Annotated in this window: 21 protein-coding genes and 1 tRNA gene; 15 read left to right on the top strand and 7 right to left on the bottom strand. The window is 49.1% G+C overall.

Annotated elements, in window-relative coordinates; genetic code table 11:
• Window positions 1-136: 136 nt before the first annotated feature.
• Together pheA and KIS29_06425 are read right to left on the bottom strand one after the other, a co-directional pair.
• The gene (pheA, locus tag KIS29_06430) at window positions 137-970 is read right to left on the bottom strand and encodes a prephenate dehydratase (protein ID MBX8639956.1); all 834 of its coding nucleotides are present in this window, start codon (window positions 968-970) and stop codon (window positions 137-139) included.
• Between the two features lie 83 nt (window positions 971-1053).
• Window positions 1054-1266: a hypothetical protein gene (locus tag KIS29_06425; GenBank protein MBX8639955.1), complete on the bottom strand. Its 213-nt coding sequence runs from the start codon at window positions 1264-1266 to the stop codon at window positions 1054-1056.
• A gap of 53 nt (window positions 1267-1319) precedes the next feature.
• On the opposite strand from KIS29_06425, the gene KIS29_06420 reads away from it, so the two are divergent.
• The 5 genes from KIS29_06420 to KIS29_06400 all read left to right on the top strand — a co-directional run bounded on the left by KIS29_06420 (window position 1320) and on the right by KIS29_06400 (window position 6475).
• Window positions 1320-1420, top strand: a tRNA-Ser gene (locus tag KIS29_06420).
• A gap of 22 nt (window positions 1421-1442) precedes the next feature.
• Window positions 1443-2225 carry a nickel pincer cofactor biosynthesis protein LarB gene (gene larB / locus KIS29_06415; protein MBX8639954.1) on the top strand — a complete coding sequence of 261 codons (783 nt, stop codon included), beginning with the start codon at window positions 1443-1445 and terminating at the stop codon, window positions 2223-2225.
• 139 nt (window positions 2226-2364) lie between these two features.
• The gene (locus KIS29_06410) at window positions 2365-3300 is read left to right on the top strand and encodes a GNAT family N-acetyltransferase (protein ID MBX8639953.1); all 936 of its coding nucleotides are present in this window, start codon (window positions 2365-2367) and stop codon (window positions 3298-3300) included.
• Between the two features lie 55 nt (window positions 3301-3355).
• The gene (locus KIS29_06405) at window positions 3356-4627 is read left to right on the top strand and encodes an Nre family DNA repair protein (protein MBX8639952.1); all 1272 of its coding nucleotides are present in this window, start codon (window positions 3356-3358) and stop codon (window positions 4625-4627) included.
• Between the two features lie 171 nt (window positions 4628-4798).
• Window positions 4799-6475, top strand: a complete 1677-nt coding sequence (locus KIS29_06400; GenBank protein MBX8639951.1) for a TCP-1/cpn60 chaperonin family protein — start codon at window positions 4799-4801, stop codon at window positions 6473-6475.
• Window positions 6476-6545: 70 nt separating this feature from the next.
• Here KIS29_06400 and KIS29_06395 read toward each other — a convergent pair whose 3' ends face one another.
• Both KIS29_06395 and KIS29_06390 read right to left on the bottom strand, forming a co-directional pair.
• A complete protein-coding gene (locus tag KIS29_06395) occupies window positions 6546-8363 on the bottom strand; it encodes a glycoside hydrolase family 15 protein (protein ID MBX8639950.1) in 1818 nt (605 codons plus the stop codon).
• Window positions 8364-8812: 449 nt separating this feature from the next.
• Window positions 8813-9253 (bottom strand): hypothetical protein, encoded by a 441-nt coding sequence (locus KIS29_06390; GenBank protein MBX8639949.1) that lies wholly within the window; start codon window positions 9251-9253, stop codon window positions 8813-8815.
• A gap of 97 nt (window positions 9254-9350) precedes the next feature.
• Here KIS29_06390 and KIS29_06385 point away from each other — a divergent pair, with 97 nt between their 5' ends.
• From KIS29_06385 to twy1, 3 genes are all read left to right on the top strand, one after another.
• Window positions 9351-10229, top strand: coding sequence for a recombinase family protein (locus tag KIS29_06385; protein ID MBX8639948.1), 879 nt, complete (start codon window positions 9351-9353; stop codon window positions 10227-10229).
• 1053 nt (window positions 10230-11282) lie between these two features.
• Window positions 11283-12605 (top strand): replication factor C large subunit, encoded by a 1323-nt coding sequence (locus KIS29_06380; GenBank protein MBX8639947.1) that lies wholly within the window; start codon window positions 11283-11285, stop codon window positions 12603-12605.
• Between the two features lie 151 nt (window positions 12606-12756).
• Window positions 12757-13749 carry a 4-demethylwyosine synthase TYW1 gene (twy1, locus tag KIS29_06375; protein ID MBX8639946.1) on the top strand — a complete coding sequence of 331 codons (993 nt, stop codon included), beginning with the start codon at window positions 12757-12759 and terminating at the stop codon, window positions 13747-13749.
• Between the two features lie 50 nt (window positions 13750-13799).
• Here twy1 and KIS29_06370 read toward each other — a convergent pair whose 3' ends face one another.
• Both KIS29_06370 and psmB read right to left on the bottom strand, forming a co-directional pair.
• Window positions 13800-15725 carry a beta-CASP ribonuclease aCPSF1 gene (locus tag KIS29_06370; protein MBX8639945.1) on the bottom strand — a complete coding sequence of 642 codons (1926 nt, stop codon included), beginning with the start codon at window positions 15723-15725 and terminating at the stop codon, window positions 13800-13802.
• A 93-nt stretch (window positions 15726-15818) separates the two neighbouring features.
• On the bottom strand, window positions 15819-16460 hold the full coding sequence (gene psmB, locus KIS29_06365) for an archaeal proteasome endopeptidase complex subunit beta (protein ID MBX8639944.1): 642 nt from the start codon (window positions 16458-16460) through the stop codon (window positions 15819-15821).
• Between the two features lie 454 nt (window positions 16461-16914).
• Between psmB and KIS29_06360 the strand changes: the two genes are divergently transcribed.
• The 7 genes from KIS29_06360 (at window position 16915) to ileS (ending at window position 25825) form a co-directional block, all read left to right on the top strand.
• Window positions 16915-18252 carry a signal recognition particle protein Srp54 gene (locus KIS29_06360; protein MBX8639943.1) on the top strand — a complete coding sequence of 446 codons (1338 nt, stop codon included), beginning with the start codon at window positions 16915-16917 and terminating at the stop codon, window positions 18250-18252.
• On the top strand, window positions 18245-18850 hold the full coding sequence (locus KIS29_06355) for a tRNA (pseudouridine(54)-N(1))-methyltransferase TrmY (GenBank protein ID MBX8639942.1): 606 nt from the start codon (window positions 18245-18247) through the stop codon (window positions 18848-18850). The genes KIS29_06360 and KIS29_06355 overlap by 8 nt, the downstream gene beginning before the upstream one ends.
• 161 nt (window positions 18851-19011) lie before the next feature.
• Window positions 19012-19608 carry a hypothetical protein gene (locus tag KIS29_06350; protein MBX8639941.1) on the top strand — a complete coding sequence of 199 codons (597 nt, stop codon included), beginning with the start codon at window positions 19012-19014 and terminating at the stop codon, window positions 19606-19608.
• A gap of 289 nt (window positions 19609-19897) precedes the next feature.
• The gene (locus KIS29_06345; protein MBX8639940.1) at window positions 19898-20776 is read left to right on the top strand and encodes a phosphoserine phosphatase; all 879 of its coding nucleotides are present in this window, start codon (window positions 19898-19900) and stop codon (window positions 20774-20776) included.
• A gap of 52 nt (window positions 20777-20828) precedes the next feature.
• Complete coding sequence (locus KIS29_06340) at window positions 20829-21002, top strand: hypothetical protein (protein ID MBX8639939.1); 174 nt, start codon at window positions 20829-20831, stop codon at window positions 21000-21002.
• Window positions 21003-21019: 17 nt separating this feature from the next.
• A complete protein-coding gene (gene fen, locus KIS29_06335) occupies window positions 21020-22036 on the top strand; it encodes a flap endonuclease-1 (protein ID MBX8639938.1) in 1017 nt (338 codons plus the stop codon).
• A gap of 51 nt (window positions 22037-22087) precedes the next feature.
• Window positions 22088-25825, top strand: a complete 3738-nt coding sequence (gene ileS / locus KIS29_06330) for an isoleucine--tRNA ligase (protein ID MBX8639937.1) — start codon at window positions 22088-22090, stop codon at window positions 25823-25825.
• Between the two features lie 2 nt (window positions 25826-25827).
• On the opposite strand, the gene KIS29_06325 is transcribed toward ileS, so the two are convergent.
• Entirely contained in the window at window positions 25828-26367 is a 540-nt protein-coding gene (locus KIS29_06325) for an NUDIX pyrophosphatase (protein ID MBX8639936.1), read from the bottom strand.
• Window positions 26368-26380: the final 13 nt, after the last annotated feature.

Raw genomic sequence — 26380 nt, 5'->3', positions numbered from 1 at the left:
GGCATCCGGTCCATTCACGGACTTTACGTTTCCATAAACTGCAGCATCCTTTTCACAAAAACGGCATACGATGCGGTTGCCGCGGTTTTGTCTGTTTTTACGATGACGACTGCAATCCGATATCCATGTGCCTTCGTCATTTCTTTGGAGGCATTGCCCTGCGGTACGAGCCAAGCACTTTCACGTACTGTGTCAGGCCGCGAAGCCTCGAAACAGCAAGAGCACATTCCGTTTCATCAGTTCCGCCTTCGAAATCCATGAAGAAGTAGTATTCCCATGGAAATCCTTTTTTCGGTCTGGATTCTATTTTGCTCAGGTTTATGCCCAGTTCCGCAAATGGTTCAAGCGCCCTGTAGAGGGAGCCCGGCGAGTGATCGACGCCAAACATAAGGGATGTTTTGTAAGGTCCGATCCTTTCTCCTCTGTCTTTCGACATGATCAAAAATCTCGTAAAACTGCCGGCATATCCCTCAATGCCCTTTGCGATTACCTCGAGGCCGTACAGTGAAGCGTTTCTTTCGGCAGCTATTGCCGCACAGTCCCTCATATTGCCTTCCTTTATCATCCTGACGCTTCCCGCTGTGTCATAAGTGCTCACCATTTCAACCTTCAGTTTCTTCAGGTAGTTCCTGCACTGTTCCAGAGCCTGGGGATGCGAATAGACTGTTTTGATGTCCGGGAGTTTTGATCCGCGGGCACCGATAAGGCAGTGCTCGATTCTGAGAATTGTCTCGCCTGCAATGTTCAGGCTGGTTTCGGAGAGCATGTCATATGTTTCATAAATGTTGCCGCCGATTGAATTCTCTACAGGAACAATTCCTGAATCGACGCCACCTGACTCCACTTCCAGGAATACGTCGCTTACCGTTCTCAGTGGAACTGTCTCTACATCCGCCCCATAGTATTCAATGGCCGCCTGCTCGCTGTACGCACCCTTTTCTCCCTGAAATCCTACAGTTCTTCCATGCAACTGAAACAAACCTCCGAACAGGCAGCAAACATCGGCACTCTCACAGTCCGGTAAACTGCAGACGTATGGTTGACAAATATTTTTCACACGCCGCCGCTAGCCGCTTCTATGAAAACAAATTCATCGCCGTCGTTTACTTCCTGGTCCACCGGAACCGGCACATCGCCCCTGAATGTAACCACTCCTTCCGGGTTGACCGAAATTTTCTTCATAATTTCGAGAACTGTCATTCCCGGAAAAATCTGTATATCGAAGTCTCTGCGTTCCCTGCCATGAAGCTCTACGTGCACTTCCACGGAAACCTGCTATGCAACAATGTTTTAAACACGTTTCCATTCTTTGTATTCAGGCCGAGGTAGCTCAGCCCGGTAAAGCGGTGGCCTCGAGACCCAGTCGTGAAAGCCACTGGTGCACTGCACCTCGGGAGTTCAAATCTCCCCCTCGGCGCCAGTTGCGGATCAGGATTGAGGTTATGAGGAAGAACAGATATCTAAATGATTACACGCTTGCGATAGGTAAAGCTGTGAAATATGATATTTCGCGTTTTTACAGGAAAGGTTTTCCCGAAATAGTCTTTTCCTCCGGCAAAAGCGTTAGGCAGCTGACAGAGATATGCATCAGGGTCGTCGAATCGGGTGAACCGGTAATCGTATCGAAAATCGGCAAATCCAGAAGCGCAGCAGTCACGAGAGCAGTTCTGAAGAGGATACCGCCCGGTATTAAGCCAAAGTACTGGGGCGATGCGGAGATTTTGTCAATAGTGCCGCTTAAGTGGAAAAGCAGTTTTTCCGATCTCCCGCTGAAAGCGGCAATCGTCACTGGCGGCTCATCAGACATTAGAGTGGCTGCTGAAACAGAGGCGATTCTGGAAATCCTGCAATGCAAACACGACAGCTTTTTTGACTGCGGAATCGCGGGCCTTCACAGGACTGTGGAAGTGGCGGCAGAACTGCAGCGCGGTGATTATGCAGTAGCAATAGTGTTCGCAGGGATGGAGGGTGCGCTTGCTTCAGTCATCACATCACTTGTCGACATACCGGTCATTGGCGTTCCTGTATCCACAGGTTACGGTTTCGGCGGCAGCGGCATCGCGGCAATTACGTCAATGCTGCAATCCTGCATCCCCGGTCTGACGGTGGTGAACATAGACAACGGTGTCGGAGCGGCAGCTTCGGCTGTCGCGATTATGAATCTTTTTGCGGGTCGTCCGAAAAGGAGACCAGGCAGTGATATAAATGAGACGGCACAAGCATGAAAGGTGAAGGTGAAGGCGAATGCGAATCTTTCAAGGCACACCAGAAAAGTTGATTTATTTAAATGACGCATCTGTACATCAGTCCGGGAGCGTCTAAATGAGACTTTTCTCGAGGAAGATGACTGTTCAGACGAGACCTATGTGCGAAGGCGACATCGAAGATGTCAGGGTAGTGGGTCAGAATGCATGGTCAGATCTATATTCCAAGGAATTTCATCAGAATTTTCAGGTTCCAAAGCGAAGCAGGAAGAATATTGTTTTTTATCTCGACAAGGAGCCGGGCGGATGCATAGTGGCTGAATCTGACGGTCGCATCGTTGGCGACGTGTTCTGCCACGTATGGGGAAAGGTCGGATGGTTCGGCCCCGTCGAAGTTCTTCCGAATTTTCAGAATTCTGGTATTGGTAAGCAGCTGATCGGAAATGCACTTTCCTATCTTGACAGATCAGGCTGTTCGGTTATCGGTCTTGAAACGATGCCAGAGACGCTGAAGAACGTGATTCTCTATTCCAATCTTGGTTTCCTGCCAGACAGGATAACTTATCTGATGGAAAAGCCGCTTACCGGTGTGAAGAGGGAGCCGGCGAAACCTGAAGGTTGCAGGGTTCTCACCTTTGATGAAATCGGCAGGGACAGTGCCCTAAACGCGGTCAGAAGGCTGTCAACCGCGTCTATGCCGGAACTGGACTATTCAAGGGAAGTTGATTTTTCAATGAAACATAAGACAGGCGAAACGCTCTTTCTTACCAAGGACGGGGAGGTCAGAGGTTTCTCGCTCATTTACACCTACAGCACCTCCGACGGATCCACTAACGCATCCATCAGACTGCTCCTCCTTTCAGGTTTCGACCCGTCATCCCCGGAAGCAGGCTGCCTTATGAATGCAAGTGAGGATGTTGCGATTGAGAGTGAACGCGACAGGATGAATGTCAGGTTTTATACCGGAAGCCGTTCTGCGCTCGATATGCTCAGGAGGGCGGGTTACAGCCTAAGGGGGACAAACATCAGAATGCTTCGCAGCGGCAGCATTCCGGTCAATGACAATCTGATCGAGGTCAACTCCTGGGCCGGCTGATTTCGGCTACCCCGTTGTTCTGTTTAAATATCTGTTTCTGGAATTCAGAGAGAAGATGCAGTATCAGTTGCATGAAGCGGAGGATATATTTGCCAATCCCAGGACCCCCTATGCAGTTTCCATCTGCGTCAGGTGCAGGGGAACGAAAATGCTATGCGGCAAACCCGTCTGCCCGATACTTGTCAAATACTATGCAGACAGCAGTGTCAGGAAACTCACCTCCCAAACGGAGATGGACGGAATGTCCCCTCCTGGTGTCTTTATTGGGCGGTTCGGATATCCGAAGGTCGACATTGGCCCTTTTATCACTCCCGTGACTGAAAACGTCAGCATCCTAGACACTCCCGAAAGGTGGGTTGGAAAGAAGCTTGAAGATATAACACAGATGAGATTTTCACTTATACGCGGGAAGCATTCCATAAGGATCGACAGGCCGGAAGGGGATAAAATTTACACTATGGTACAGGAAATTTCAATGGCCGGCAGCTCACCTTCGATGGAGGTAAAATTCAGGAAAGAGCCAAAGGTTGTGATAGCCCTTGATGACGATATTCAGCCATTCGGACGATCTGGCAGAATAGAAAGAATCGAGTCAGAATCGGGGAGGTTCGATTCGAGAATAGAGAAGGCGTTCTACGACACTGATCTGCCTGCCGGTGAAGGTGTGGTGAGTCTTTACAACTCAAATGTCATGGTTTCGGGCATCCAGCGTGCTTTCAGCGCCGGCGTGCTCGGTGTGGGCAAAAACAGGAAGATGGTACCGACAAGGTGGAGCATAACGGCGGTTGACGATTTAATAGGGAAGCATCTTGTGGCAGAAAACAAGCAGAACGACCTGCTCTGGAATTTCCGTGTTTATTCATACACGGCTCTTGACAATCGCTGGGTTATCATACTTCTGCCGTCCTCATGGCGTTACGAATTGATTGAAGCATGGTACCCCAACACCACATGGAACCCTTCCGGAAGGCAGATATGGATGATTTCCTCGCACGAATTTTACGGCGGAAGAAGGGAGTATGCAGAAATCGGCGGATGTTACTATGCGGCCCGACTCGCAGTCAATGAACTGCTCCGGAAGGAGAGGATACAGGCCGGTGCGGTAATACTGCGGGAAGCCCATCCGGGTTATATCATGCCTGTGGGCGTCTGGAACGTCAGGGAACATGTAAGGGAAACCCTGAGGAGCACGCCCTCTTCTTTTGATACACTTGATGCCTCCCTTCAGTATGCTTCCGGAATACTTGAGATTCCGGTGAACGACTGGCTGGCGCACAGTGAGGTACTCCGGAATTTCAGGGAGCAGAGAAGGCTCGATCAATTCTGATAATTAAGGCAATTCCGGTATGCGAGTTCTGCTTGTGCAGGGAACACATTTCCGGCACCTGCAGGCCTGCATTTCAGCTTTACCGCGTTTCTGCAGCCTGCCATATCGGTTTCACCCTGTTCACTCAGTAGGATTAAATATCAACTGCTCATCGGTTATATCAGGTGTAAGATGTTACAAGGACAGCCAGTTATAATCCTCAGGGAAGGCACGGAAAGAGATACAGGCAAATCAGCAAGGCACAACAACATTGCAGCCGCGGTGGCGGTGGCCGAGGCGGTGCGATCAACTCTCGGTCCAAGCGGGATGGACAAAATGCTCGTTGACAGCCTCGGAGAGGTTGTCATAACAAATGACGGTGCTACCATCATGAAGGAACTCGAGGTCGAGCATCCAGCTGCGAAGATGCTTGTTGAGGTCGCAAAGACACAGGACAATGAAGTGGGAGATGGCACGACAACTGCAGTCGTGCTCGCCGGTGAGCTTCTCAAGAGATCGGAAGAACTGGTGGATAAAAATGTGCATCCTACTGTAATCGCAGCCGGCTACAAGATGGCCCAGGAGCACGGAATGGTTTTGCTGAACAAGATGGCAATTGAACTCGACCGAAAGGATTCCAGGTCATTGAAGAGCATTGCGGAGACTGCTGTAACAGGCAAAAATGTCGGCGGGAATCCGTCTATAATCGCAGATCTCGCAGTCAAAGCCGTCATGGCTGTTACTGAAGAGTCGAACGGTGTTGTAAAGGCGGACACTGAAAACATCAAGGTGGAGAAGAAACATGGCGCCGCTGTCTCAGATTCGCAGTTAATCCAGGGGATTGTGATTGACAAGGAAAGAGTTCATTCGAGGATGCCGGAATACGTAGACGGTGCAAAAATCGCTCTTATCAGCCAGGCACTGGAGATAAAGAAGACTGAAGTTTCGTCAAGTATCCAGATCAGGGAGCCGTCGCAGATTCAGAAATTCCTTGATCAGGAAGAGAAATCCCTTCATGAAATGGCAGACATGATAATAAACGCAGGAGCAAACGTCGTCATCTGTGAGAAGGGCATTTCCGAAAGTGTCCAGTACTACCTCTCCAAGCAGGGAATTTATGCAGTCCAGAGGGCCAAGAAATCGGATATGGAAAAGCTCGCCAGGGCAACCGGCGGAAGACTTGTTGCGAATCTCAGGGATATTACATCAAAAGATCTCGGACACTCTGCAAGGGTGGAACAGCGAAAGGTTTCAGACGAGGACATGACTTTCATAACAGGATGTAAAAACCCCAAGTCAGTTACCGTCCTGCTCCGTGCCGGCACCGAACATGTAGTCGAGGAACTTGAGAGAGCGTTCAACGATGCCATCCGTGTCGTATCTGCAGCAACGGAAGACGGAAAGATGCTTCCCGGAGGCGGTGCCGTCGAAATAGCGCTTTCGCTCAAGTTGAGAGATTATGCGTCCACAGTCGGCGGAAGGGAACAGCTTGCAGTAGAAGCCTTTGCCTCGGCTCTTGAGAGCATACCAAGGACGCTTGCCGAAAATGCGGGTCTTGATCCTATAGATACAATACTTGAGCTGAAGACCAGGCACAGCGCAAAGAATTCCAGCAACACCGAAGGTATTTCAGTGGACGGCGGAAAGATCAAGGATATGGTCAGGGCAAAGGTTCTGGAGCCGCTGAGGGTCAAGAAACAGGCGCTTGCGTCCGCGACTGAAGTGGCAGTGATGATACTCCGTATAGATGACGTGATAGCTGCAAAGAGAGGTTCGGAGTCTGCCGCACCACCAGGAGGAGCAGGCGGAATGCCACCCGGCATGGGCGGCATGGGTGGTATGGGCGGTATGCCGCCAGGCATGATGTAACTGGTAGAAGCGGAGAACCGTCCGCGGAAGGCGCGCGGCCCCCAAACCGTTTTCTCTTTCTCTTCTTTTTTTATTCCCTGCCGGCAAGCCGGCAAGCGCATTTTATGAGTCCGAGATGGCTGAAAGCCTGCGGGAAGTTGCCGAGGAATCTTCCATCCGAAGGTTCAATCTCTTCGGAAAGCAGCCCAAGGTGGTTGCTTCGGCGCAGCATGCGTTTGAAAAGATTTTCAGCTTCCCTCCGCTTTCCTGCCAGGCACAGCGCCTCGATGTACCAGAAGGTGCACAGTAAAAATGCGCCTTCATTGCCTTTCAGGCCGTCCTTTCCGAGATATCTGTAGACGAGTCCGTCCCTCATAAGATGTGCCGATACCATATCCAGTGTCGACGAGAATACAGGATCCTTTGCATCTATTATGCCTGCATCAGCCATTACCAGAACGCTCGCATCGAGCCACGCCTGATTCAGTATGCCTGAAACATAGCCTCCCTCGCTTACATAACTGTCACGTAGCACTGTCCGCCTGATGGCATCCGCTGCCCTGCGCCATTTCCCTGCTGTAAGAGTATTCCCGGCAGTTTCTGCAATTTTCGCGGCCCTGTCAAGTGCGATCCAGCACATAACTGCACTGTGCGTATGGCGTTTTTTTCCGTTTCTCATTTCCCATATTCCCATATCCGGTCTGTTCCAGTTGAGAAGCACATAGCCGGCGACAGATTTCACGATGCGCCACAGAAGATCCGGCAGGACTTCCGGCGTCGAAAATGTGTAATATATTGCGTCGATGATAGGCCCAAAGATATCAATCTGCAGCTGGTCTGTCGCACCGTTTCCCACCCTTACCGGACGCGAGTTTTCATAACCGGCGAGCGCATTCAGACTAATCTCATCCTGCACATTGTCGCCCTCGACAGTATACATTACCCTCAATCTCTCGGGACTCGTCGCTCTCCCCCTGAGAAGATGAAGCAGCCACATGAAGTAGCGTTCCTCTTCCTCCCTGTGGCCGAGCAGGTTGAACGCGCTCAGGGCGTAGGATGAATCGCGAATCCAGGAATACCTGTAATCCCAGTTACGCTCACCTCCGATTGATTCAGGCAGACTTGTCGTCGCGGCAGCGCAGATGGCACCGGTGGGAGAATAAGTGAGCAGCTTCAGCACGAGTGCAGATCTCATAACCTCGTCTTTCCATTTACCGCTGTATGAGGACCCGGAAACCCAATTGCGCCAGAATGATATGGTATTTTTGAGGTAATCTTTTGCGACGGAAGGGTTGAACGGTACAGGGTCAGACTCGTTCCATCTCATTACTAGCGCTTTCTCCATGCCCTTTTTCATGGAAATTTCCGCTGAGCCGCAGAGCCTCTCAGCCTTCAACTTTTCGATACCGGAAATTGAAAACGTTTCAGTCCCGTGTGAGGCAACAATGCCACCGCCAACTCTTTTGAATGCAGCCTTGCGGAGTCCGAAGCCAAATCCCGGTCTGAACACAATCTTAAACTTCACGCTTCCCTCAGCGACACTGATGATCCTGTGTATTTCACGCCTTGAATATATGAAGCTGTGATAATGCTCGTGGTGGAGCTCGACAGGCATGTAATCAACAATTTTCATTTTCCCTGTTTCAGAAATAATTGCGGTTTCGAGTACATTTGTGTTCCTGAGATAGCGCTGTGAATACGATATCGCGCCGGAAACGTCGATTCTGAACTCCCCTCCCTTATCCCTGTCAAGCAACGACGAAAAAACGGCATCCGAATCCATTATGGGAAAGCAGCACCAGTCAATCGTGCCCTTAACAGTGATCAGTGCCGCTGTATAGGTGTCTCCGATTATTCCGTGATTTTCAATCCTGTACTCGTCAAATTCATTCTCGACGAAGGTTTTCATTGTCAATCGGTAAAAACACGCTCTTATTAATGCTGTTTGCAGAGATGAGAATTACCTGCTTCAGCACATCTGTCACTACCGGAGACTGAATTTCCGTTCCCTATGTGACTGTGGGGATATGTTAAATCACTGTTATATGGCAATATATATTTAATTTATATTTAATATTTTATGTTAATTTAAAACTTTTATATTAATATTAAATTGTAGTTAATGTTATATTGAATTATATGCATTTTAATATTTGATTTATAGACATATATCTATATATGTGTGAAAATCTCTGTATGCGGACAATCCCGCCAGGGTGAGGATTGAAGAATCAGAGCTGTCAGGTTGTTTCGCAGGCATGCACAATCCCTGCTCGTTAATCCGTAATCAGATTTCGTATTGCCACCGAAGTTCTTGTCGAACATAATTAATTTTATCTAATACATATGCGTGCTAAATTAATATGCGCTGAATATCAACTCACCTGTTTCTGTTGAAATTACCCCGCCCTTACCTGTGTTAATCTGTAGCCCGAATTTTCCCTCGCTTAGATGGCAGTTCACCATGACAATCTTCTTTCCCTCTGAAAATTTTCCGATATCGATTTTTTCTATCTGGGAGTCCCAGAATGTAAGCGATGCCTCTCTCTGATTTACAAATACCTTTATGGAAAGTATTTTTCCCGTCTCTTCATTCTTTTTCCTGTATTCCCGAGGCATTTGTACCTCCAGTACAAGCGCTTCGATCCTTGAGTTGAGTGATTTGTAAATTTTTGCGCGCAATTTTTCCTTTCTCTCCTCGTCAAACTTTCCATTCTCGTAATCGATCAGCAGTTTTGCCGTCTGTTCATCCAGCAGGCCGCCAAAATGTTCGATTTTTTTCTTTATTTCTTCGTTCACGACTGAAAAAGGGTCATTCATGTATTTAGAAAGTCCCAATAACATCGTGTTGATGCTGCTCCTCGCTGATTTGAAAGAATTATATTCATGAAGGTTGATGTCTGACAATCGTCGGATGCACATGCGGGTAGCGATATATCTCAGGGTTTCAACCACTGAACAGGCCGAGGAGGGTTACAGCATTGCTGCCCAGCGGGACAGGCTCAAGGCGTACATAGTCAGTCAGGGGTGGGAGCTCTCCGAAATTTACGAAGATGCCGGATTCTCCGGGGGCAATTTGAACAGACCCGCCTTTTTGAAGTTGAGAGAGGATCTCAGAAAGAAGAATTTTGATCTGATACTTGTTTACAAGCTGGACAGGCTCTCCAGGAATATGAGGGATCTGTCTAACCTGGTCCATGAAATGGATGAGAGCGGAGTGTATTTCAAGAGTGCGACCGAACCCTTTGATACAACGACTCCTGCAGGCAAACTTATTTTTAATATGCTAGGCAGTGTGGCTGAGTTTGAGCGTGGTATGATAGCCGAGAGAGTGAAAATGGGAATGCTTCAGAAGGCTAAAGAGGGAAACGGTATTCTTGGCTTCAATCATCCATATGGTTACCGCTATGAGGAAGGCGGGCTGAAGGTGGAGGATCGCGAAGCTATGGTGGTGAAGCGGATTTACGATGAATATCTGAAAGGGCATAGCCTCCAGGACATAGCGACAGGCATGAACATGAAAGACATTAAGACAAAAAATTTGAAAGAGTGGACGAGGCAGACTGTCCTCAACGTGCTGACAAATCCGCTTTACGCCGGATATCACAGGTGGAGCCTGTTCTACTGGAAAGGAAAACACACACCTATAGTAGATCAGGAAAAGTGGAATGCGGCCCAGAGACTCAGGCAACTTAGGAGTCGCGGCGACAGCTGCCGTATTATGCAGATTCAAAAGCTTGTAAATGGCGAGTTCGGTGTATGTGCCTCGGCCTGACGATTGCATGACGCAGCGCATAAATCACGGTCATTGAGAGCATGCGACGTGACAAACTGTGAATGACACGATATTCGATCTATGCTAATTGCTCATATCATTTATCCATTCATCTTGATGTTGAAATGTGTGAAACGGCGGTTGTGCCCCTGCAGTTGTGCCATTACATGAATGAATAAATTTGCTTTCGCGATACACAATGTTAAAATCCGTGCGGCGCCGCTCCGTGCATTTCCAGCGGTATCTTGTGGAGCACAAAAGAAATTGAAGAACATTATTGCGCATTCACGTAAATATCGGTTCACCGACATTTACGTGAATGTACGGATCGTGGATTGTCTTATTCCTCTCCAGGCGCCACAGTCCCTGATATTGCGCATTAACCGACACACTATGCATCGATCCACTGAAAACCGGATCAGGCAATCGGGCCGGATATTGCGGAAACAACAGGTTTTGGATCCGCTCTCTGTGAATATCCCCCGTATAATGCCTTGACAGGACTTTACGGAAATGGATGTACAGTGAAAATAACTATCGACAAATATTAATTTATCCAATACAGTGTATACCTATTATTATTTAGCTTGATAGTGTATTACAGGGAATAAATTCAGATATTGGGCCAGGAAGTCAGAGCTATTATATGTTTAACATATAATTTGATGAGACGAGCATAATCCAATAATAATATTCATAATCAATGCTGAATTTCAACTGACATGTTTATGAAGATCCCTTTCAAGTTCTCTTCAGATCAAAATTGAGTGTTCATGAGACCCGTTATTTGAGTTTTGTAATTTTCTGTCTACGCGGATAACAATTTCTCTTATCGCTATTTACTCAGGCTTGAGCATAATCAGTTCTGCATGGATGGATAGGTCGATCCTTCTCCATTTGATCGCACGCTTTGCAATTTAGCCGAATATAGCATATTAGTGTTTAATTATTGTTTGTATATGTATGGCATAATTTACTAACTATTAGACATATAACGATATGAGACTTGAACAAAAAAGGCATTTAAGGCGCGGATATCATTGCTTCATTCTGATGAAATACGAGATCGCCTGGAGCGAAAAATACAGGCCTTCAACCCTGGCTGAAATTGCAGGGAACAAGCAGGCTAAGGCTGCGCTTCAAAAATGGGCTGAAACATGGTCAGGCAGGGAGCCGCCGGAAATCCGCGCTGCCATACTTTCAGGCCCGCCTGGTGTCGGAAAGACTTCAAGTGCGATCGCGCTTGCGAAGGAATTCGGATGGGATTTCATAGAGATGAATGCATCGGACAAGAGAGGCGAAAAGGAAATACGGAGAGTTGTGATCCCGGGTTCAGGCACGAATACCTTCGCCCAGAATGGAGAATATTTTTCAATTGAGAAGGGCAAACGCCATCTGATAATTCTCGATGAGGCTGATAATATACACAGCAGGGAGGACAGGGGAGGAATTGCGGCTGTGTCCGATCTTATACGGAACACCCTGCAGCCGGTCGTTCTGATAGTGAACGATCTTTTCAGCCTGACAAAAAGGAGCGAATTCATAAAGAAGTCATCGAAGGTGATCAAATTCGAAAATATCGGCGAGTACGAACTTGCATCCATCATTCACAGGATAGCTGATGCCGAAGGCATATCCATCAGCAGGGATGCTGCGCTCAAACTGATCGAACAGTCATCCGGCGATGCGCGGGCCGCAATCAATGATCTGCAGGCGATTTCGATCAGGAAAGTCGTAACTCTTGAAGACGTTTTGTCTATGAAGAAGCGGGACAAAACAGTGGAGTTGCGGGATGGTCTCGCAACCCTGTTTAAGTCGGACAGCCCAGGAAAGGTAAGGGAAATTCTAGGCAGGTTCGACGAGGATCCGGAACACATATCCCTGTGGATTGATGAAAATCTCCCGTATTATGTGGAAAACATCGACAGACTGGCCGGCGGATATGCTATGCTGGCGCTTGCTACGGAATTCCTGGAAAGAGCAGGGAGACTGAGCTACTATAAATTCTGGTCTTATTCTTCCGAACTGATGGGAATAGGCGCAAGCAATGCGGCACGGGGCAGCAGCCATTCTCCATTGCCCAGGTTCCCTTACATGCTAATGCGGATAGGCTACAGAAATTCACTGATCAGGTCAAGGGCGTCGATGGAGGAAAAGATCGCCGGTTATTGCCACTGTTCAATCGCCCATGCAAGGGATGATGTGATTCCATTTTTCAGAAGCGCATTCAAATCCTCGGACCAGTTTGCACTTTCGATGATAGGCAGGCTGTCATTCACGGTTGAGGACGTTTCAAACCTTATCGACGAGCCGGAAGACTCGGAAAGAATTTCGCGCCTTCTTGGTAAAATGCAGGTCATGCAGGCTGCAAAATGACCTCTTATTGGAGGGTCAAAAACCTACCTCATCATTCAACGAGGGCCCACGTTCATCCTCGCAGGACGGGAATCATGAAATACGATCGCGGATTCGGCAGCAAGCAGCAAAAACTCACAATACTCTAATATCAAGACGCAATATCGGCGTTATGGATTCCCAAAGAAAGGCTGTGCTTGAAAAGCAGCATTACAAGGTGGTGGGTGAACACAGCGCTGTAAAGGTATGCCACTGGACCAGGGAGAGCATGATACATGACAGGGGGTGCTACAAGCAGAGTTTTTACGGCATTGCGTCGCACAGATGCATGCAGATGACGCCTGCGGTTAACCAGTGCTCGGAAAACTGCCAGTTCTGCTGGCGATTCCAGGATTTCCAGGAGGATCATATCGATGTCGAGGATGACCCGTCGTTCATACTGGAAAAGTCGATAGAGGCGCAGAAGAAACTGATGAGCGGGTACAAGGGGGATCCGAGATGCACGCTCACGAAATGGGAGGAATCCCAGTCGCCAAAGCATGTTGCCATTTCCCTGACTGGAGAACCGACGGCCTATTCGCGCCTCGGAGAGTACATTGAGCTATGCCACAGAAACGGAATGACTACCTTTCTTGTAACGAACGGTACCAACCCGGACGTGCTGAGGAAACTGAACCCGCTGCCTACCCAGCTTTATGTCACTGTTGCGGCACCCACCAGGGAGATTTTCACCAAGATCTGCGCTCCCATACGATCGAATGCATGGGAGCAGCTCATGGAAACACTGGAGCTGCTACCGTCTCTCAACACCAGGAAAGTAATAAGGCATACCCTGGTAAAGGACTGGACAATGGGTTTTGAGGAAACATATGCTGCCCTGGACAGCGTTGCCAAGCCGCATTTCATCGAATCCAAGGGATACGTCCACGTCGGCTATTCGAGGGAAAGACTGTCGATAAGGAACATGCCATCCCATGAGGAGATAAAGGGATTTGCAAACACGCTCGGAAAACTCCTCGGAAATTACCGGATTCAGAGTGAGAGAGAGGATTCACGCGTCGTTCTCCTGGTAAGAGATGGCGTAAACAGATGGCTCCCGGGGCTTGAAAGACCTGTGGAGGAAGAAATAAGATACAACAGGGCAAGGAAACAAGTTACTGCATGAGCCGCCGAAATCCTGTTTTCCCGCGATAAAGGTCAGGATAAGGGAAGTTTTCACCTGAGCCTGACGGTCTCCAGATTCATCGGCGCCTTAGTTTCAATGCCGAATTTCTTGTGTATGGTGCTCGCGAGCTCAAGGCACTTGTGCTCTTCGCCATGTCCAAGGAATATTCTGCTGGGCTTCGGCTCCATGCTGGAAACAAAGTTAAGCAGCTGTCTTCTGTCCGAATGGCCGCTGAAACCGTCTACAGTCTCGATATTCAGGTTTATGGGCACCGCTATCTGCTGGCCATGCTCGCTCATCTGCAGTTCCTTTGCACCGCGCTGGATCTTTCTGCCAAGCGTTCCCTCGGCCTGATAACCGACGAATATGAGCGTATTTCTCTGATCGTCTGCCCAGTGTTTCATGTACTCCATTACAGGCCCGCCGTTCATCATTCCCGATGTGGCGAGGACGATGCAGGGTTCCGTGTCGTTGAGTATCCTGTTTCTTGTCTCACTGCTGTCGACCCTTCGGAATATGGGTGAGAGAAATGGATTCTCTCCATTCTGGAATATCTGCGTTCTTAGCTGGCTGTTAAGGTATTCCGGATAGGCTGTGTGAATGGCTGTAGCTTCCCAGATCATCCCGTCGAGCCAGACTGGAATGGTCGGCACCTGACCGGTTCTCATAAGTTCCTCCAGTACTAGCATCATTTCCTGCGATCTGCCTACTGCGAAAACGGGAATTATGACCTTTCCCTGCCTGCCGAGAACCCTCTCTACGATCTCCTTGAGACCTATCGAAGCTTCCTGCCGTGATGCCTGTATGTCCTTGTAGCCGCCATACGTTGCCTCCAGAACAAGTGCCTCCAGTCTTGGGAATTTGTTGTTTGCCGGATTGAACAGCCATGTCTTTTCGTACTTTATGTCGCCGCTGAATGCTATGTTGTACAGCCCTTCGCCTATGTGGAAGTGGCATACAGCAGAACCTAGAATATGGCCCGCGTTCTGGAAGGTTAGCCTGATATCCGGTGCTATGTCTGTAGTTTCACCGTATTTCAGTGTTATGCAGTTTGCGACCTCCTTTCTGATATGGGATGATTCATAAGGAGGCTTCTTGCCCTCTCCGAACGCAACCTTGATCATATCAAGCTGGAGCATCGACATCATATCGCGCGTGGGAGGGGTGCAGTAAACAGGGCCGTCATAACCATACTTGAAAAGCGCCGGCAGCAGGCCTGTGTGGTCAAGGTGAGCATGCGTAATAACGACGGCATCAATCGATTCGATGGGCTGCAGTTCAGGTGCACTGAGATAGGGCGCCGGAACATTTGGCCCGCCGCTGTCCTGATCCGATGTTCCCAATCCGCAGTCTATGAGAACTTTGCTCTCCCTGGTGCTGAGCAGTGTGGAGCTTCTTCCAACCTCCCTGAAACCTCCCAGGGATGTTATGCGTATCCAGCCTTCCCCTTCCATCCTGGCCCTGTAAAGTCGTCTACCCACCTTCCTGAGAAAGTCCTTCCGCTCGTTTGATATCGTCCTCATGTATGTCCTGATGTCGTTTATTGTCTTGGATGCGATTGGTGGAGCACGAACAACCTTGGGCGCCCAGCCGGTCTCTCTTTTGATCTCGTTGAGAACTGCCCCCTGCTTTCCTATCACCGAACCGGGGCTTATCGCCTCGATAACAACCTCGCCGGTTTCATCGTCAAAGAATATGTCCATTACCTGTGCTTCGTCCGGTATAATTGACCTGATCTTTTTTTCGACCTCATCCTTGTCTGCCAGCAATGATGGATCCGGCCTTATATCCACTCTTCTCTTCAGAGACTGGGCAAGCTGTCTTACCAGTTCCGTGTTCTGTGAAAATTTTTCGAAATTCCTGATGTATATTACCACCACAGAAGCTTCGAAATCTATGTTTGCAATCTCAATATCTGCAGGGAAAATTTTCTTTACCGCTTCGTTAACTTCTTCAAGCATTCTTTCTAGACTCATCTGCTACTTACCTTCCGGATTCATTTGAAACTCTGTTCAATGAGAGTAAATCCCAAATCGCTTTGATGTGAGAAATATGTCAGTTAAACCGTTTCATTGAGATGATTTCTGGATCCTGGACCATCTCTTGTCTATCTCCTTCTCGTCAAGCTTTACGTATCCCTTGGAGGTGATGTTCACAACAACAGCCTTTCCGCCGCTCGCGGAATCTCTTTCCATTGAAGAATGGAGGGCCCTTATTGCTATGTCAGTCGCCTCGTTGACATTCATGCCGGATTCAAAGTGATCTTCCAGTACACCAAGGGAGAACGGCGAACCTGATCCTATTGAAACATATTCGTCGTCCGTCATGCCGCCGGCCGCATCCAGACCGTATACGCTGGACTTGCCTCCGTCGATACCGCCTATGATCAGGCCGACATAAAAAGGCATGTATCTGTTGGACTGCAAAATGTTTGCAGTCAGCGTTGCTGCGCCCTTCACGCTCATGAAGGATGCGCTTTTCAGTCTGTGCAGCTCAACCTCGGCCCTCACGTATCTCGCAAGAGCCTGATCGTCCCCGACAAGGCCCGCTGTCGTCATTCCGAGGTTGTCATCAAGCTTGTAAATTTTATCGGCATGCTTGTGCGCGATCAGGTTTCCCATGGTGGCTCTTGTTTCGGAGGCCAGTACTGTTCCGTCCTTGCACGCTATCCCTATGGTCGTCGTTCCCTTCTTCAGTTCTGAAAGTTCCATCAGCGAATCCCTGCCAAGCTTAAAAAAAAGGATTTTCATCTCTTTCAAGAGAAAACAAGTATTTAAGTCTATACAGAAAAAAGACATGCGGATCTGTTTTTCAGGCAGATTTTGATATATTATCTGAATTCAGGGGTCGCCGGTTCATGAACTACCTGAAACCTAACTGTCTCTTTAGAACCGAAGCCTTGGATATGTATGTGCAATCTCGGCATTAAGCAAGCACTGTCAAACCCCTCCTTCCACCTCACGCAAAGACAATCAGAAATGTTTTAATAGTAGTGTCTCTATGATAAAAGACAGGGTTTTGGGCTAGTTGTTAGAGTGCATCCCATCCCTTCTGACAAAACTGGCCCATCCCTTTCTAAAGGGATTTTTGTAAAGCTAAATTGTAAAGCTAAAAATAGTGACATATCTGTCCATGCGGAAGAGATGTCAGTTCTGAGGTGGTATTCTGGTTCTTGAAGGTCTCGGTGAATCGCTCCGTTCGATTGTCAAGAGGATAACCGGTTCTGCAAACATTGATGAAAAATTCCTGAAGGAAATTGTGAAAGACATCCAGAGAGCGCTGTTGCAAGCCGATGTCAACGTGAATCTTGTGCTGTCCCTTTCGAAGAAGCTGGAGGAGAGGGCTCTCAACGAGAAGCTTCAGGCAGGTGCGAGCCTCAAGGAGCATGTTATAAAGATCATTTATGAGGAACTGGCATCAATCCTCGGTGAATCAAGACAGCTTCCCCGGGAGAAGCAGAATATAATGCTCGTGGGTCTATACGGTCAGGGCAAGACAACGACCGCCGGCAAACTCGCCAGATTCCTGTTCAAAAGGGGATTGAGCGTGGGACTCATTGCGGCCGATGTCCACCGCCCGGCTGCTTATGACCAGCTTGAACAGATTGGCAAAGAGATCAAGGTTCCTGTTTTCGGCATCAGGAATGAAAAGGATGCAATGAAAATTGTAAGGGAGGGTATCAGGCAGTTTTCGGCCCTCGACGTCAAGATTATAGATACGAGCGGCCGGCATTCCCTCGAACAGGATCTCATAGATGAAATAAAGCGGATTGAGGATTTTGTCAAACCTGAGCAGAGGATACTGGTGCTGGACGCCTCGGTGGGGCAGCAGGCCGGTGCACAGGCAAAGGCATTTCATGATGCTGTAAACGTCAACGGCGTAATACTCACCAAAATGGACGGGACCGCGAAAGGCGGAGGTGCACTCAGTGCCGTAGGTCATACCGGGGCTCCGATAATATTCATAGGAACCGGGGAACATCTGGAGGACCTGGAAACGTTTGACACCGAACGATTCATTTCCAGGCTGCTCGGCATGGGCGATCTACATGCTCTTCTCGAAAAGATGAAGGAGACGATAGACGAGGACAGGGCCGAAGAAACAGCTCGCAAAATTATGTCAGGCCACTTCACGCTCAGGGAAATGTATGAGCAGATGGAGATGATGGCTGATGTCGGCCCTTTGAAGAAGATAATGTCTATGCTGCCCGGTATGCCGGGTATGAAAAAGGACATTGACCCGGACGAGCTGCAGCAGAAACTGCAGCGGTTCCGGGTCATAATGGATTCAATGACAAACGAGGAGCTGGACAATCCAAAAGTCATCAAATCGAGCAGGATAATACGCATTGCAAGGGGGGCGGGTGTTGAGCAGAGAAATGTGAGGGAATTGCTCAAGCAGTACAATCTCTCTCGCAGAGCCGTCAAGGGTTTCCTGGGAAACAGGCAGATAAGGAGACAGCTGATGAAACAGATGAAGGAGCAGAAGGCAACTGATGACTGACGCCCTTCCATTGGGGTCCAAACGTTTTGTAATTTTCCTGCATGATGTCCCCCGCGACGGCAGTTTCAGCCTTAATGATCTACCGGGTAGCGGCGGAAGAGCAGATGTGGCCGCCAGGTGCCTTACCTCCGCTCTTCTTGCATCGAATATGATTCGGAAGGATGCAACAGTTGCATTCATACTGAATGCCGAAGCTGAAACCTCTCTGGAGATCATAATTTTCGGTTCGACTGTAAGATATCTGAATCCTGATGAAAGATCAACCGCATCGTTGCTCAGAAACGCACTGCTCAGGTCCGTTAAAACAACGGAGGGTTTTTCGAGTCCCGGTATTTATTTCATCAACGCACCAGCCGCCGTACTGCTGAAATCCATCTCTGCCTCCACCACACCGTACTATCTCAGGGAGGACGGCCAGCCTGTCCAGTCGCTGTCGATACCTTTTACTTCCTTTCTCGGCGATCACAGGGATTTGACGCCAGGCGAGGAAAAACTTCTTGAATCAGTTGATCCGAAAAGGATTTCGATCTCCAAAAGGAGTCTTCATTCTGACCAGTGTATCGTCATACTTAACTGGATTGCTGAAAACGTCGGCTGAATGGTTATGCAGGCGCTGTTCGCCGGCAGGAGAGTTTTTTCTTATCCCTGCGTGATGCTGAGAATCCCCGGATGGCATAATGACAGGCTATATTTTATTTACTGAATATTACATAATGAATTTACCGGTCAGGAAAATACCAGTCAGGAAAATGATCAGATATGTCAGGCAATCAGTCAGGCGGCGATGGTGATTCAAACAAGGTCACAGGCGGCGGGGATGCCATTTCAGCGGAATATACAGATCAGGATAACAACATTTACGACATGGCCAGGGCGAAACACAATGCCGACATCCACCGGCAGGTAGCCAAGCTCAGATCCAAAGGTATGAGGCACAGGAACAAAGCATCGAAATTCCTTCTCAAATCAAAGAAAGCCGAAAAGAGGGCGGCGGCCATGCTTCACAAGGCAAACCAGTTGAGACAGGAGGCCACTGCCATTCAGGAACAGGCGAAGACAAAAGGAAAATCGGCCGCAGACCTGCGGAATTCTCCGGCCGGGAGCAACAGTCAGGGCGCTGCTGGTTCTGCGCCCAATGCAGATGACAGGGATATGAAGATCACAAGACTTGAGCATGAGGAGGCAAAACTCCAGAAACAGGCCAACAACTATCTGGCAAAGGCCGCGTCCCTGACAGAGAAGGCAACCAGGCTGAAGCAGAAATCGATCGCGTATCTGCAGAAACAGAGAACGCATGAAGTCAATTCCGCCCACTACATGAAGAGAGCGGAAGATCTGGACAAGTCAAAGAGCTGATTCAAAGAGCTGATTCAGCCTTCCTGCCCGGTAATTGAAATCTTCCCCAATACCAGTTCCTGCACTAAAAATGATTAGGAGTCGCGGCAGTATTTCAATTTAATTCTGTATTCAACCGCTGCGCCGTCTTGCCCAGGGATAGAGACCTGATGACCGGTTCATCTCTGTCCTATTTGATTTTGGAAGCGGAAGCAGATTGGATTTTTGGATGCAAAAGCCTGTAGGCAAATCTTATTTATATGTGCATAATAAACGTTGTTCTGTGCCCTAGGCGCCAGGGAGTGTATTGTTGGAAGCCGAAGAGATTTCTGTTGAAGAAATAGAACAGAAAAGAGATTTGCTCAATCTCGAAGCGGAACGCAGAAGGAAAAGCAGGGATGAGCTGAACGATGTTACAAGGCAATTTGCCGATCAGAGAGACAAACATAACAGCGAGGTGCGCAAACTCATTGAGGAGGCCGGGGAGCACAAAAGACGAAGGGACGAACTTAACGAGCAGGTGAAGGAGGCAAAGGAGCAGAGGGAGATATGGAACAAAAAGTACACGGATCTTGCCGCAGAACTCGTCGAACTGCGGCGTACCATGTCGCCCAGGACAGGCGCCCCCATTTCAAAACTTAAACGGGATCTGAAAGCACTCGAATTCAAGCAGATGACATCTGTTCTCACGCCGGAAAAGGAAAAGGAAATCGTGGAACAGATGTCAAAAGTGCAGACAGAGATCAGGAAGAGGGAGTCATCCCTGCAGGCAAACCCGAAATATTCTGAGCTTTTCAAGCAGGTGAACGAGGCCAGGGACAAGGCAGAAGAATTTCATAGGCGGGTGTCGGAGCTTGCAGAAGAGGCACAGAATGAGCATGATCGTATGATGGAGCTGTATGATACCGCCGATGAAGTGAGGAAAAGGGCCGACGAATTCCAGGCAAAATTCGTGGAGGCAAAGATTAAGGCCGACGAGGAACACAGGAAGCATATTGAAGCAATCCACCAGGTCCACGACTATGACAAACTCCTCTACGGCATAAGGCAGAAACTCAAGAGACCGTACGGCATGGAAGACATGGAAAGGGTAAACAGGGAGGCGCAGGAAGTGTTTGAACGATTCAAGAAGGGTGAAAAATTGAGCACCGAGGATATCATGCTTCTCCAGAAATCCGGCTACCTGTGAACACCGGCAATTATTAAGTACTCAGACCAGATAAAATGGAGCGCAGGATCTTATGAGCAGGAAACTGGAAAACGGATTGTATGTGCTGCTCGGTGTGATTATTCCGGCAGTGCTCTTTGTGCTTTTTGTCTATTTCAACGTCAACATACTCTTCATCATAATACTGCTGACATATACCCTTGCGGTCGTATTCACGTTTTACGGGAGCGAAACAAAGAGCCATTGACAATGAAGTGAAATGCTTTGGGCGTCAATATTGCTTCAATTGTGGAAAGGAGCGAAATAGACCTCGAATCGCTCAGGGGACGGGTAATTGCAATTGACGCGTACAATGCAATCTACCAGTTTGTTTCGGCTATCCGGCAGCTGGACGGAAGACCACTTTCGGATAAAGACGGCAGGCCGACTTCACATCTGATAGGACTCCTCCACAGAAATGCCAGGCTGCTTCTCGCAGGTATACGGCCTGTGTACGTCTTCGATGGCATACCTAACAGCATGAAGGCAAAGACGCTTGAGAAGAGGAAAGAGTCAAAGATGGCTGCTGAGGCCAAATACAGGGAGGCGCTAGAAAAAAAGGACATGGAAAAAGCTTACAGCTTCGCCATGCAGACCACCAGACTCAACGAACAGATAATAACGGAGTCCATGAGAATCCTCGAACTGATGGGCATACCGTTCCTCACCGCCCCTGAAGACGGGGAAGCGCAGGCAAGCGTCATGGCGGCAAGGGGCGATGTGTGGGCCATAGGCTCCCAGGATTTTGACAGCCTGCTTTTTGGCGCTCCGAGATGCGTAAGAAACCTGACGCTTTCAAACAGGAGAAAGATGCCTGGAAGGAAGGCGTTCAGAGAAGTGAGCGTTGAAATCATGTATCTCGAGGAAACGCTGAGGAAACTAGATATCACGCGCGATCAGCTTGTCGACATTGCGATACTTGTAGGAACGGATTTCAACGAAGGCGTGTCTGGAATAGGGCCAAAGAAGGCCCTCAAGCTCATAAAGGAAAAAGGGGCTATAGAAAACACACCTTTTATTGAAGAGATTGGGCAGGACAATGTCAAGGATGTCCGTTCGATTTTTCTGAAGCCGAAATTCATAGAAAGCTATGCGCTAAGATGGAGGCGTCCGGACAGAGACGGGCTCATCAGTTTCCTTTGCAGGGAGCATGAATTCTCGGAGAGCAATGTGCTTCAGGCGGTCGAAAGCCTTGCTTCTGCCGATATCGGCTCGCAGGAAAGCCTTGACCGGTGGATGTGAAGGTCAGAAAGGCTAACTCAATGGGTGATAATTAAATACAGAAGCCCTGTAGTGGTTAGAAAGTCGATGGTGCTTTCGATGATAAAGAAAGCTGAAGGAAATTACGATCCCGCCAAGGTGGAAAGGGAAATAGCCGAATACTGGTCAAACAGCGACATTTACGGCAAGCTCAAAAGCATGCGCAGCGAAGGACAGAAAATTTATTTTCTGGACGGGCCTCCGTACACTACCGGCGACATCCACGCGGGCACCGCCCTGAACAAGTCGCTCAAGGATCTGAGGATACGCTTCTGGCGGATGAACGGCTACAATGTCCGCGATCAGCCGGGCTGGGACATGCATGGCCTTCCCATTGAAGTCAACGTCGAGAAGTCGTTCGGCATAAAGACAAAGAAGGATATAGAGAAGATTGGCATTGACAGGTTTGTCTCCGAATGCAGAAAATTCGCGCTTAAGAATCTCAACAATATGACGCAGCAGTTCAGGCGTCTGGGTGTCTGGATGGACTGGGACAAGCCGTACATGACAATCGAGCGCTCATTCACCGAGACGGCATGGTTGACTCTCAAAAAGGCAATGGATGCCGGACTCCTGTTCCTTGGCGAGAGGAGCACCCAGTGGTGTTACAGATGCGGAACAGCGCTTGCAGAGGCGGAGATAGAGTACGTCGAGAAAGAAGATCCGAGCATTTATGTCCGCTTTCCCCTGAAGGACAGCGATTATTCGCTGCTCATCTGGACGACCACTCCCTGGACACTGGTTGCCAACATGGCAGTCGCAGTGCACCCCGATATGGATTATGCAGAGGTGGAGTACAGAAAGAAGGGGCAGATTACCGAGAAACTCATCGTTCTGGAGCAGAAGGCAGAGGAAATAGGCTCGCTGTCTGACCAGGAGGAATACGAGATCGTCAGGGTGATGAAGGGAAGCGATCTGGTGGGCAAAGCATACACATTTCCGCTGGAGGGTTTTGCCAAAAAAGGCAAGGAAGGGGAATGGAGCTGGAAGGTAATACCGTCGGATAGCGTGGAACTGGAATACACCGGGCTTGTCCACACTGCCCCTGGCCACGGGCCTGAAGATTTCAATCTCGGGAAAAAATTCAATCTGGATATATACTGTCCCGTGCTGGACGACGGTACCTATTCAGATGATGCAGGAAAAGACATCAGCAGAAAACGGGTAAGCCAGTGCAACGACTTAATAATCGGCGAACTGAAACGGACGGGGCTGCTTTATTATTCCGGAAGGATAAAACACAGGTACGGCAACTGCTGGAGATGCAAAACGCCTATAATCTACCGTTCCACGATGCAGTGGTACATAAGGGCCACAGAGCTCAGGGAACGAATGCTTGAGGAGATAAACAGGATAAAATGGGTGCCTGACTGGGCCGGCTCGTCCAGACAGGCAGAATGGGCCAGGAACCTGAAGGACTGGTGCATTTCGCGTCAGCGCTTCTGGGGGACACCAATTCCCGTGTGGAGATGCGCCAAATGCAGCTCGGAACGGCTGATATCCTCTGTCTCGGAACTTTCAGGCGGGCGCAACTACGTCGAAGGAATGGACCTGCACAGACCATCGATTGACGCTGTTGTATTCAAGTGCGAGAAGTGCGGGGGGGAGATGAATAGAGTACCGGATGTGCTTGACGTCTGGTTCGATTCCGGCATCTGCTCATGGGCATCCCTCAATTACAACGCCGACAGGAAGGAATTCGACATCTGGTGGCCTGGCAAATGGATAACCGAGGCAGGAGATCAGACAAGGGGATGGTTCAATTCCCAGATTGCCACATCGCTGATTATGTTCAACAGGGCACCGTTCGAGTCGGCTCTTCTGCATGGCTGGGTCAACGATTCGAGAGGCAGGCAGATGCACAAGAGCCTCGGCAACGTTGTCGACCCGATGGAAGTAATAGAAAGCGACGGGGCAGATGCCCTGCGCTTCTATATTCTCGGCTCAAGGGCCCCATGGGATGATATTTCATTTCAGCAGGATGGTCCGAAGAATGCACGAAAGACGCTCAACATACTCTGGAATGTCTACAATTTCGCATCCACGTATATGTCGCTTGATAATTTCAAGAGTTCACCCGTTGACTGGAAGGCTCTTGCAGGATCGCTGAAGATCGAAGACAGATGGATACTTTCGAAGACGCAGTCCGTTATTGGAGATGCCACAGGTTTAATCGATGCACTGGAGGTCCATAAGGCACTGCGCTCAATTGATGATTTCATTGTGGAGGACCTTTCCCGCTGGTACGTCAGAATGGTGAGGGACAGGACATGGACTGAAGAGGAAAGCAGGGAAAAAGCGGAAACATACACAGTTCTGCATTATGTCCTTACTGCGGTATCAAAACTGCTGGCGCCGTTCACGCCTTTTATTTCTGAGGAAATATTCAGGGCCATGAATCCTGAAGCGCTCTCCGTTCATCTTTCCACATGGCCGGAGGTCATCGATGTGCTCAGGGACGCAAAACTGGAAGCCGATATGGTGCTTGCCAGGCAGATCGTCGAGGCGGTCCTGAAATCAAGACAGGAGACGGGTATGAAGCTCAGGTGGCCCCTTTCGAGGATCGTCATAAAGCCGGTCGACGACAGTAACAGGAAGAGCATAGGCAGGATGCTCGATATCATTGAGAAGCAGTGCAACGCAAAGTCGAGCAAACTGCTTCAGCCGGCGCAGGAATGGGAGGAACTCGTTCTCACTGTTGTGCCGGATCCAAACGCAATAGGAAAGGTTTACCGGCAGTGGTCAGGTAAAATTGCAATGATGCTCAAGATAAGACCGGCAGCGGAGGTTATAAACGGCATCAAGGGAGGTTCTTATTCCCTCGGTATAGAGGGACAGACAATCAAGATCGAGGAGAACATGGTGTCTTTCAGCTACACGCTTCCGCGCAATGTCGCCCAGATTGATCTTCCTTTCGCAACCGTTTATGTTGATTTCAACATGGACAGGAAACTGGAGCTTGAATCACTCTCAAGGGAGGTCATGCGCAGGATACAGAAGATGAGAAAGGAAATGGGCCTGAACGTGGACGAGTACGTGCACGCACAGATAGCAACATCCGGGTCGCTCCTTGAAGCGATAGTTGAATGGAACAGCGTAATCTCATCGGAGTGCAGGATAGGATCTCTCGAGATTGTAGCAAATGCCGCGGGTGAATTGAAGGAAGCCTGGAAGATAGACAGGAATGATCTCGTGATAGCTCTTTCCAGGACGAAGGCTGCCGCACAGCCCGAAGCCGCACAGCCTGCGCAGGAAAAGAGTGCGGCCGAGACTGCGCCGGAACAGCAGGCTCCAGCGGCTACGGAGGAGGATGAAACATTCGTCATTGAGTCAGGTGAAACGTATGCGATTTTCGAGGACAAGCCCGACAAAGGAATGGCGATATTCAGATCTGCCATGGAGAGCGGCCTGAACGGATTTCTTATCACAAGGGAATTCCCGGAGAAGCTCGAAAAGAAATACGGTGTCAGCAACTGCAGGATAATATGGCTTACCGCGGTCGGCGGTAAAAATGCAGTGAAACCGAGTGATCTGGAGACAATCTCCCTCCAGGTCAATGACTTCTTCTCAAAGGACTCGGGAATTGCGTTTATTGACGGTACAGAATATCTGATATCAAACAACACATTTGCTTCAGTTGTCCGGCTGATCCAGTACCTGAAGGATACAGCGGCAAAATCTAAGTCTATACTTCTGCTTTCGGTCAATCCCGAGTCCATGAATGAGAAGGATCTGAAGGTTCTGCAGAAAGAGGTCGACAAAATCATCTGAATTCAGATGATTCCGAGTGCAGCCAGGCCCTTTCCGAAACCCGGGACAGTATCATATGCCGGAAGTTCATCGGGTTTTACCCATCTGTATTCAGTGTGTTCCCAGTCAATCGTGATGGAATCGTTTTCGAGTGTGAAAAGGAAGGGATAGGATATCCACACGGTGGCTTCCTTCCTGGTTACCACCGGCTTCCCCGCCCTTAACAGGGAGACTCCTTCCGCCGATATTTCCTCCCTTAGTTCCTTCAGGGCGGCAGCATACGGCGTTTCACCCTCCTCCACATAACCGCTTACGGAAGCCCATTTTCCCCGGAATGAGCCCACAAGCCCGCTTCTCTTGAGAAGCAGAAGCCTGTCGTTATACTTCACAGCGCAATTTACCACCTCCTTCCCCGTCACGTTCTCGATCTCAACCGTTCCGCTTGTTCCGTCAATGCGGACGAAATCGCCATTCCTGAAATACTCCCAGTCAAATCCGGAGGCCGCCACGACCGTGTTTCCGTTTCCGAAACCGGGAGTGTTCGGCAGGACGCCGGAACACATTACCATGCCGCAC

Origin of the sequence: Candidatus Sysuiplasma jiujiangense (assembly GCA_019721075.1) — an archaeon.
In the GTDB taxonomy this organism is placed as follows: Archaea; Thermoplasmatota; Thermoplasmata; order Sysuiplasmatales; family Sysuiplasmataceae; genus Sysuiplasma; species Sysuiplasma jiujiangense.
The sequence above is the reverse complement of the archived record's forward strand: the minus strand, read 5'-3'. Positions and strand labels throughout refer to the sequence as shown.

What these genes read in the sequence shown, in the direction of transcription:
- larB (MBX8639954.1), top strand. Translation starts at nt 1,443, where the DNA reads ATGAGGAAGAACAGATATCTAAATGATTACACGCTTGCGATAGGTAAA.
- KIS29_06410 (MBX8639953.1), top strand. Translation starts at nt 2,365, where the DNA reads ATGTGCGAAGGCGACATCGAAGATGTCAGGGTAGTGGGTCAGAATGCA.
- KIS29_06405 (MBX8639952.1), top strand. Translation starts at nt 3,356, where the DNA reads ATGCAGTATCAGTTGCATGAAGCGGAGGATATATTTGCCAATCCCAGG.
- KIS29_06400 (MBX8639951.1), top strand. Translation starts at nt 4,799, where the DNA reads ATGTTACAAGGACAGCCAGTTATAATCCTCAGGGAAGGCACGGAAAGA.
- KIS29_06395 (MBX8639950.1), bottom strand. Translation starts at nt 8,363, where the DNA reads ATGAAAACCTTCGTCGAGAATGAATTTGACGAGTACAGGATTGAAAAT.
- KIS29_06385 (MBX8639948.1), top strand. Translation starts at nt 9,351, where the DNA reads ATGTCTGACAATCGTCGGATGCACATGCGGGTAGCGATATATCTCAGG.
- KIS29_06380 (MBX8639947.1), top strand. Translation starts at nt 11,283, where the DNA reads ATGAAATACGAGATCGCCTGGAGCGAAAAATACAGGCCTTCAACCCTG.
- twy1 (MBX8639946.1), top strand. Translation starts at nt 12,757, where the DNA reads ATGGATTCCCAAAGAAAGGCTGTGCTTGAAAAGCAGCATTACAAGGTG.
- KIS29_06370 (MBX8639945.1), bottom strand. Translation starts at nt 15,725, where the DNA reads ATGAGTCTAGAAAGAATGCTTGAAGAAGTTAACGAAGCGGTAAAGAAA.
- psmB (MBX8639944.1), bottom strand. Translation starts at nt 16,460, where the DNA reads ATGGAACTTTCAGAACTGAAGAAGGGAACGACGACCATAGGGATAGCG.
- KIS29_06355 (MBX8639942.1), top strand. Translation starts at nt 18,245, where the DNA reads ATGACTGACGCCCTTCCATTGGGGTCCAAACGTTTTGTAATTTTCCTG.
- KIS29_06350 (MBX8639941.1), top strand. Translation starts at nt 19,012, where the DNA reads ATGTCAGGCAATCAGTCAGGCGGCGATGGTGATTCAAACAAGGTCACA.
- KIS29_06340 (MBX8639939.1), top strand. Translation starts at nt 20,829, where the DNA reads ATGAGCAGGAAACTGGAAAACGGATTGTATGTGCTGCTCGGTGTGATT.
- KIS29_06325 (MBX8639936.1), bottom strand. Translation starts at nt 26,367, where the DNA reads ATGTGTTCCGGCGTCCTGCCGAACACTCCCGGTTTCGGAAACGGAAAC.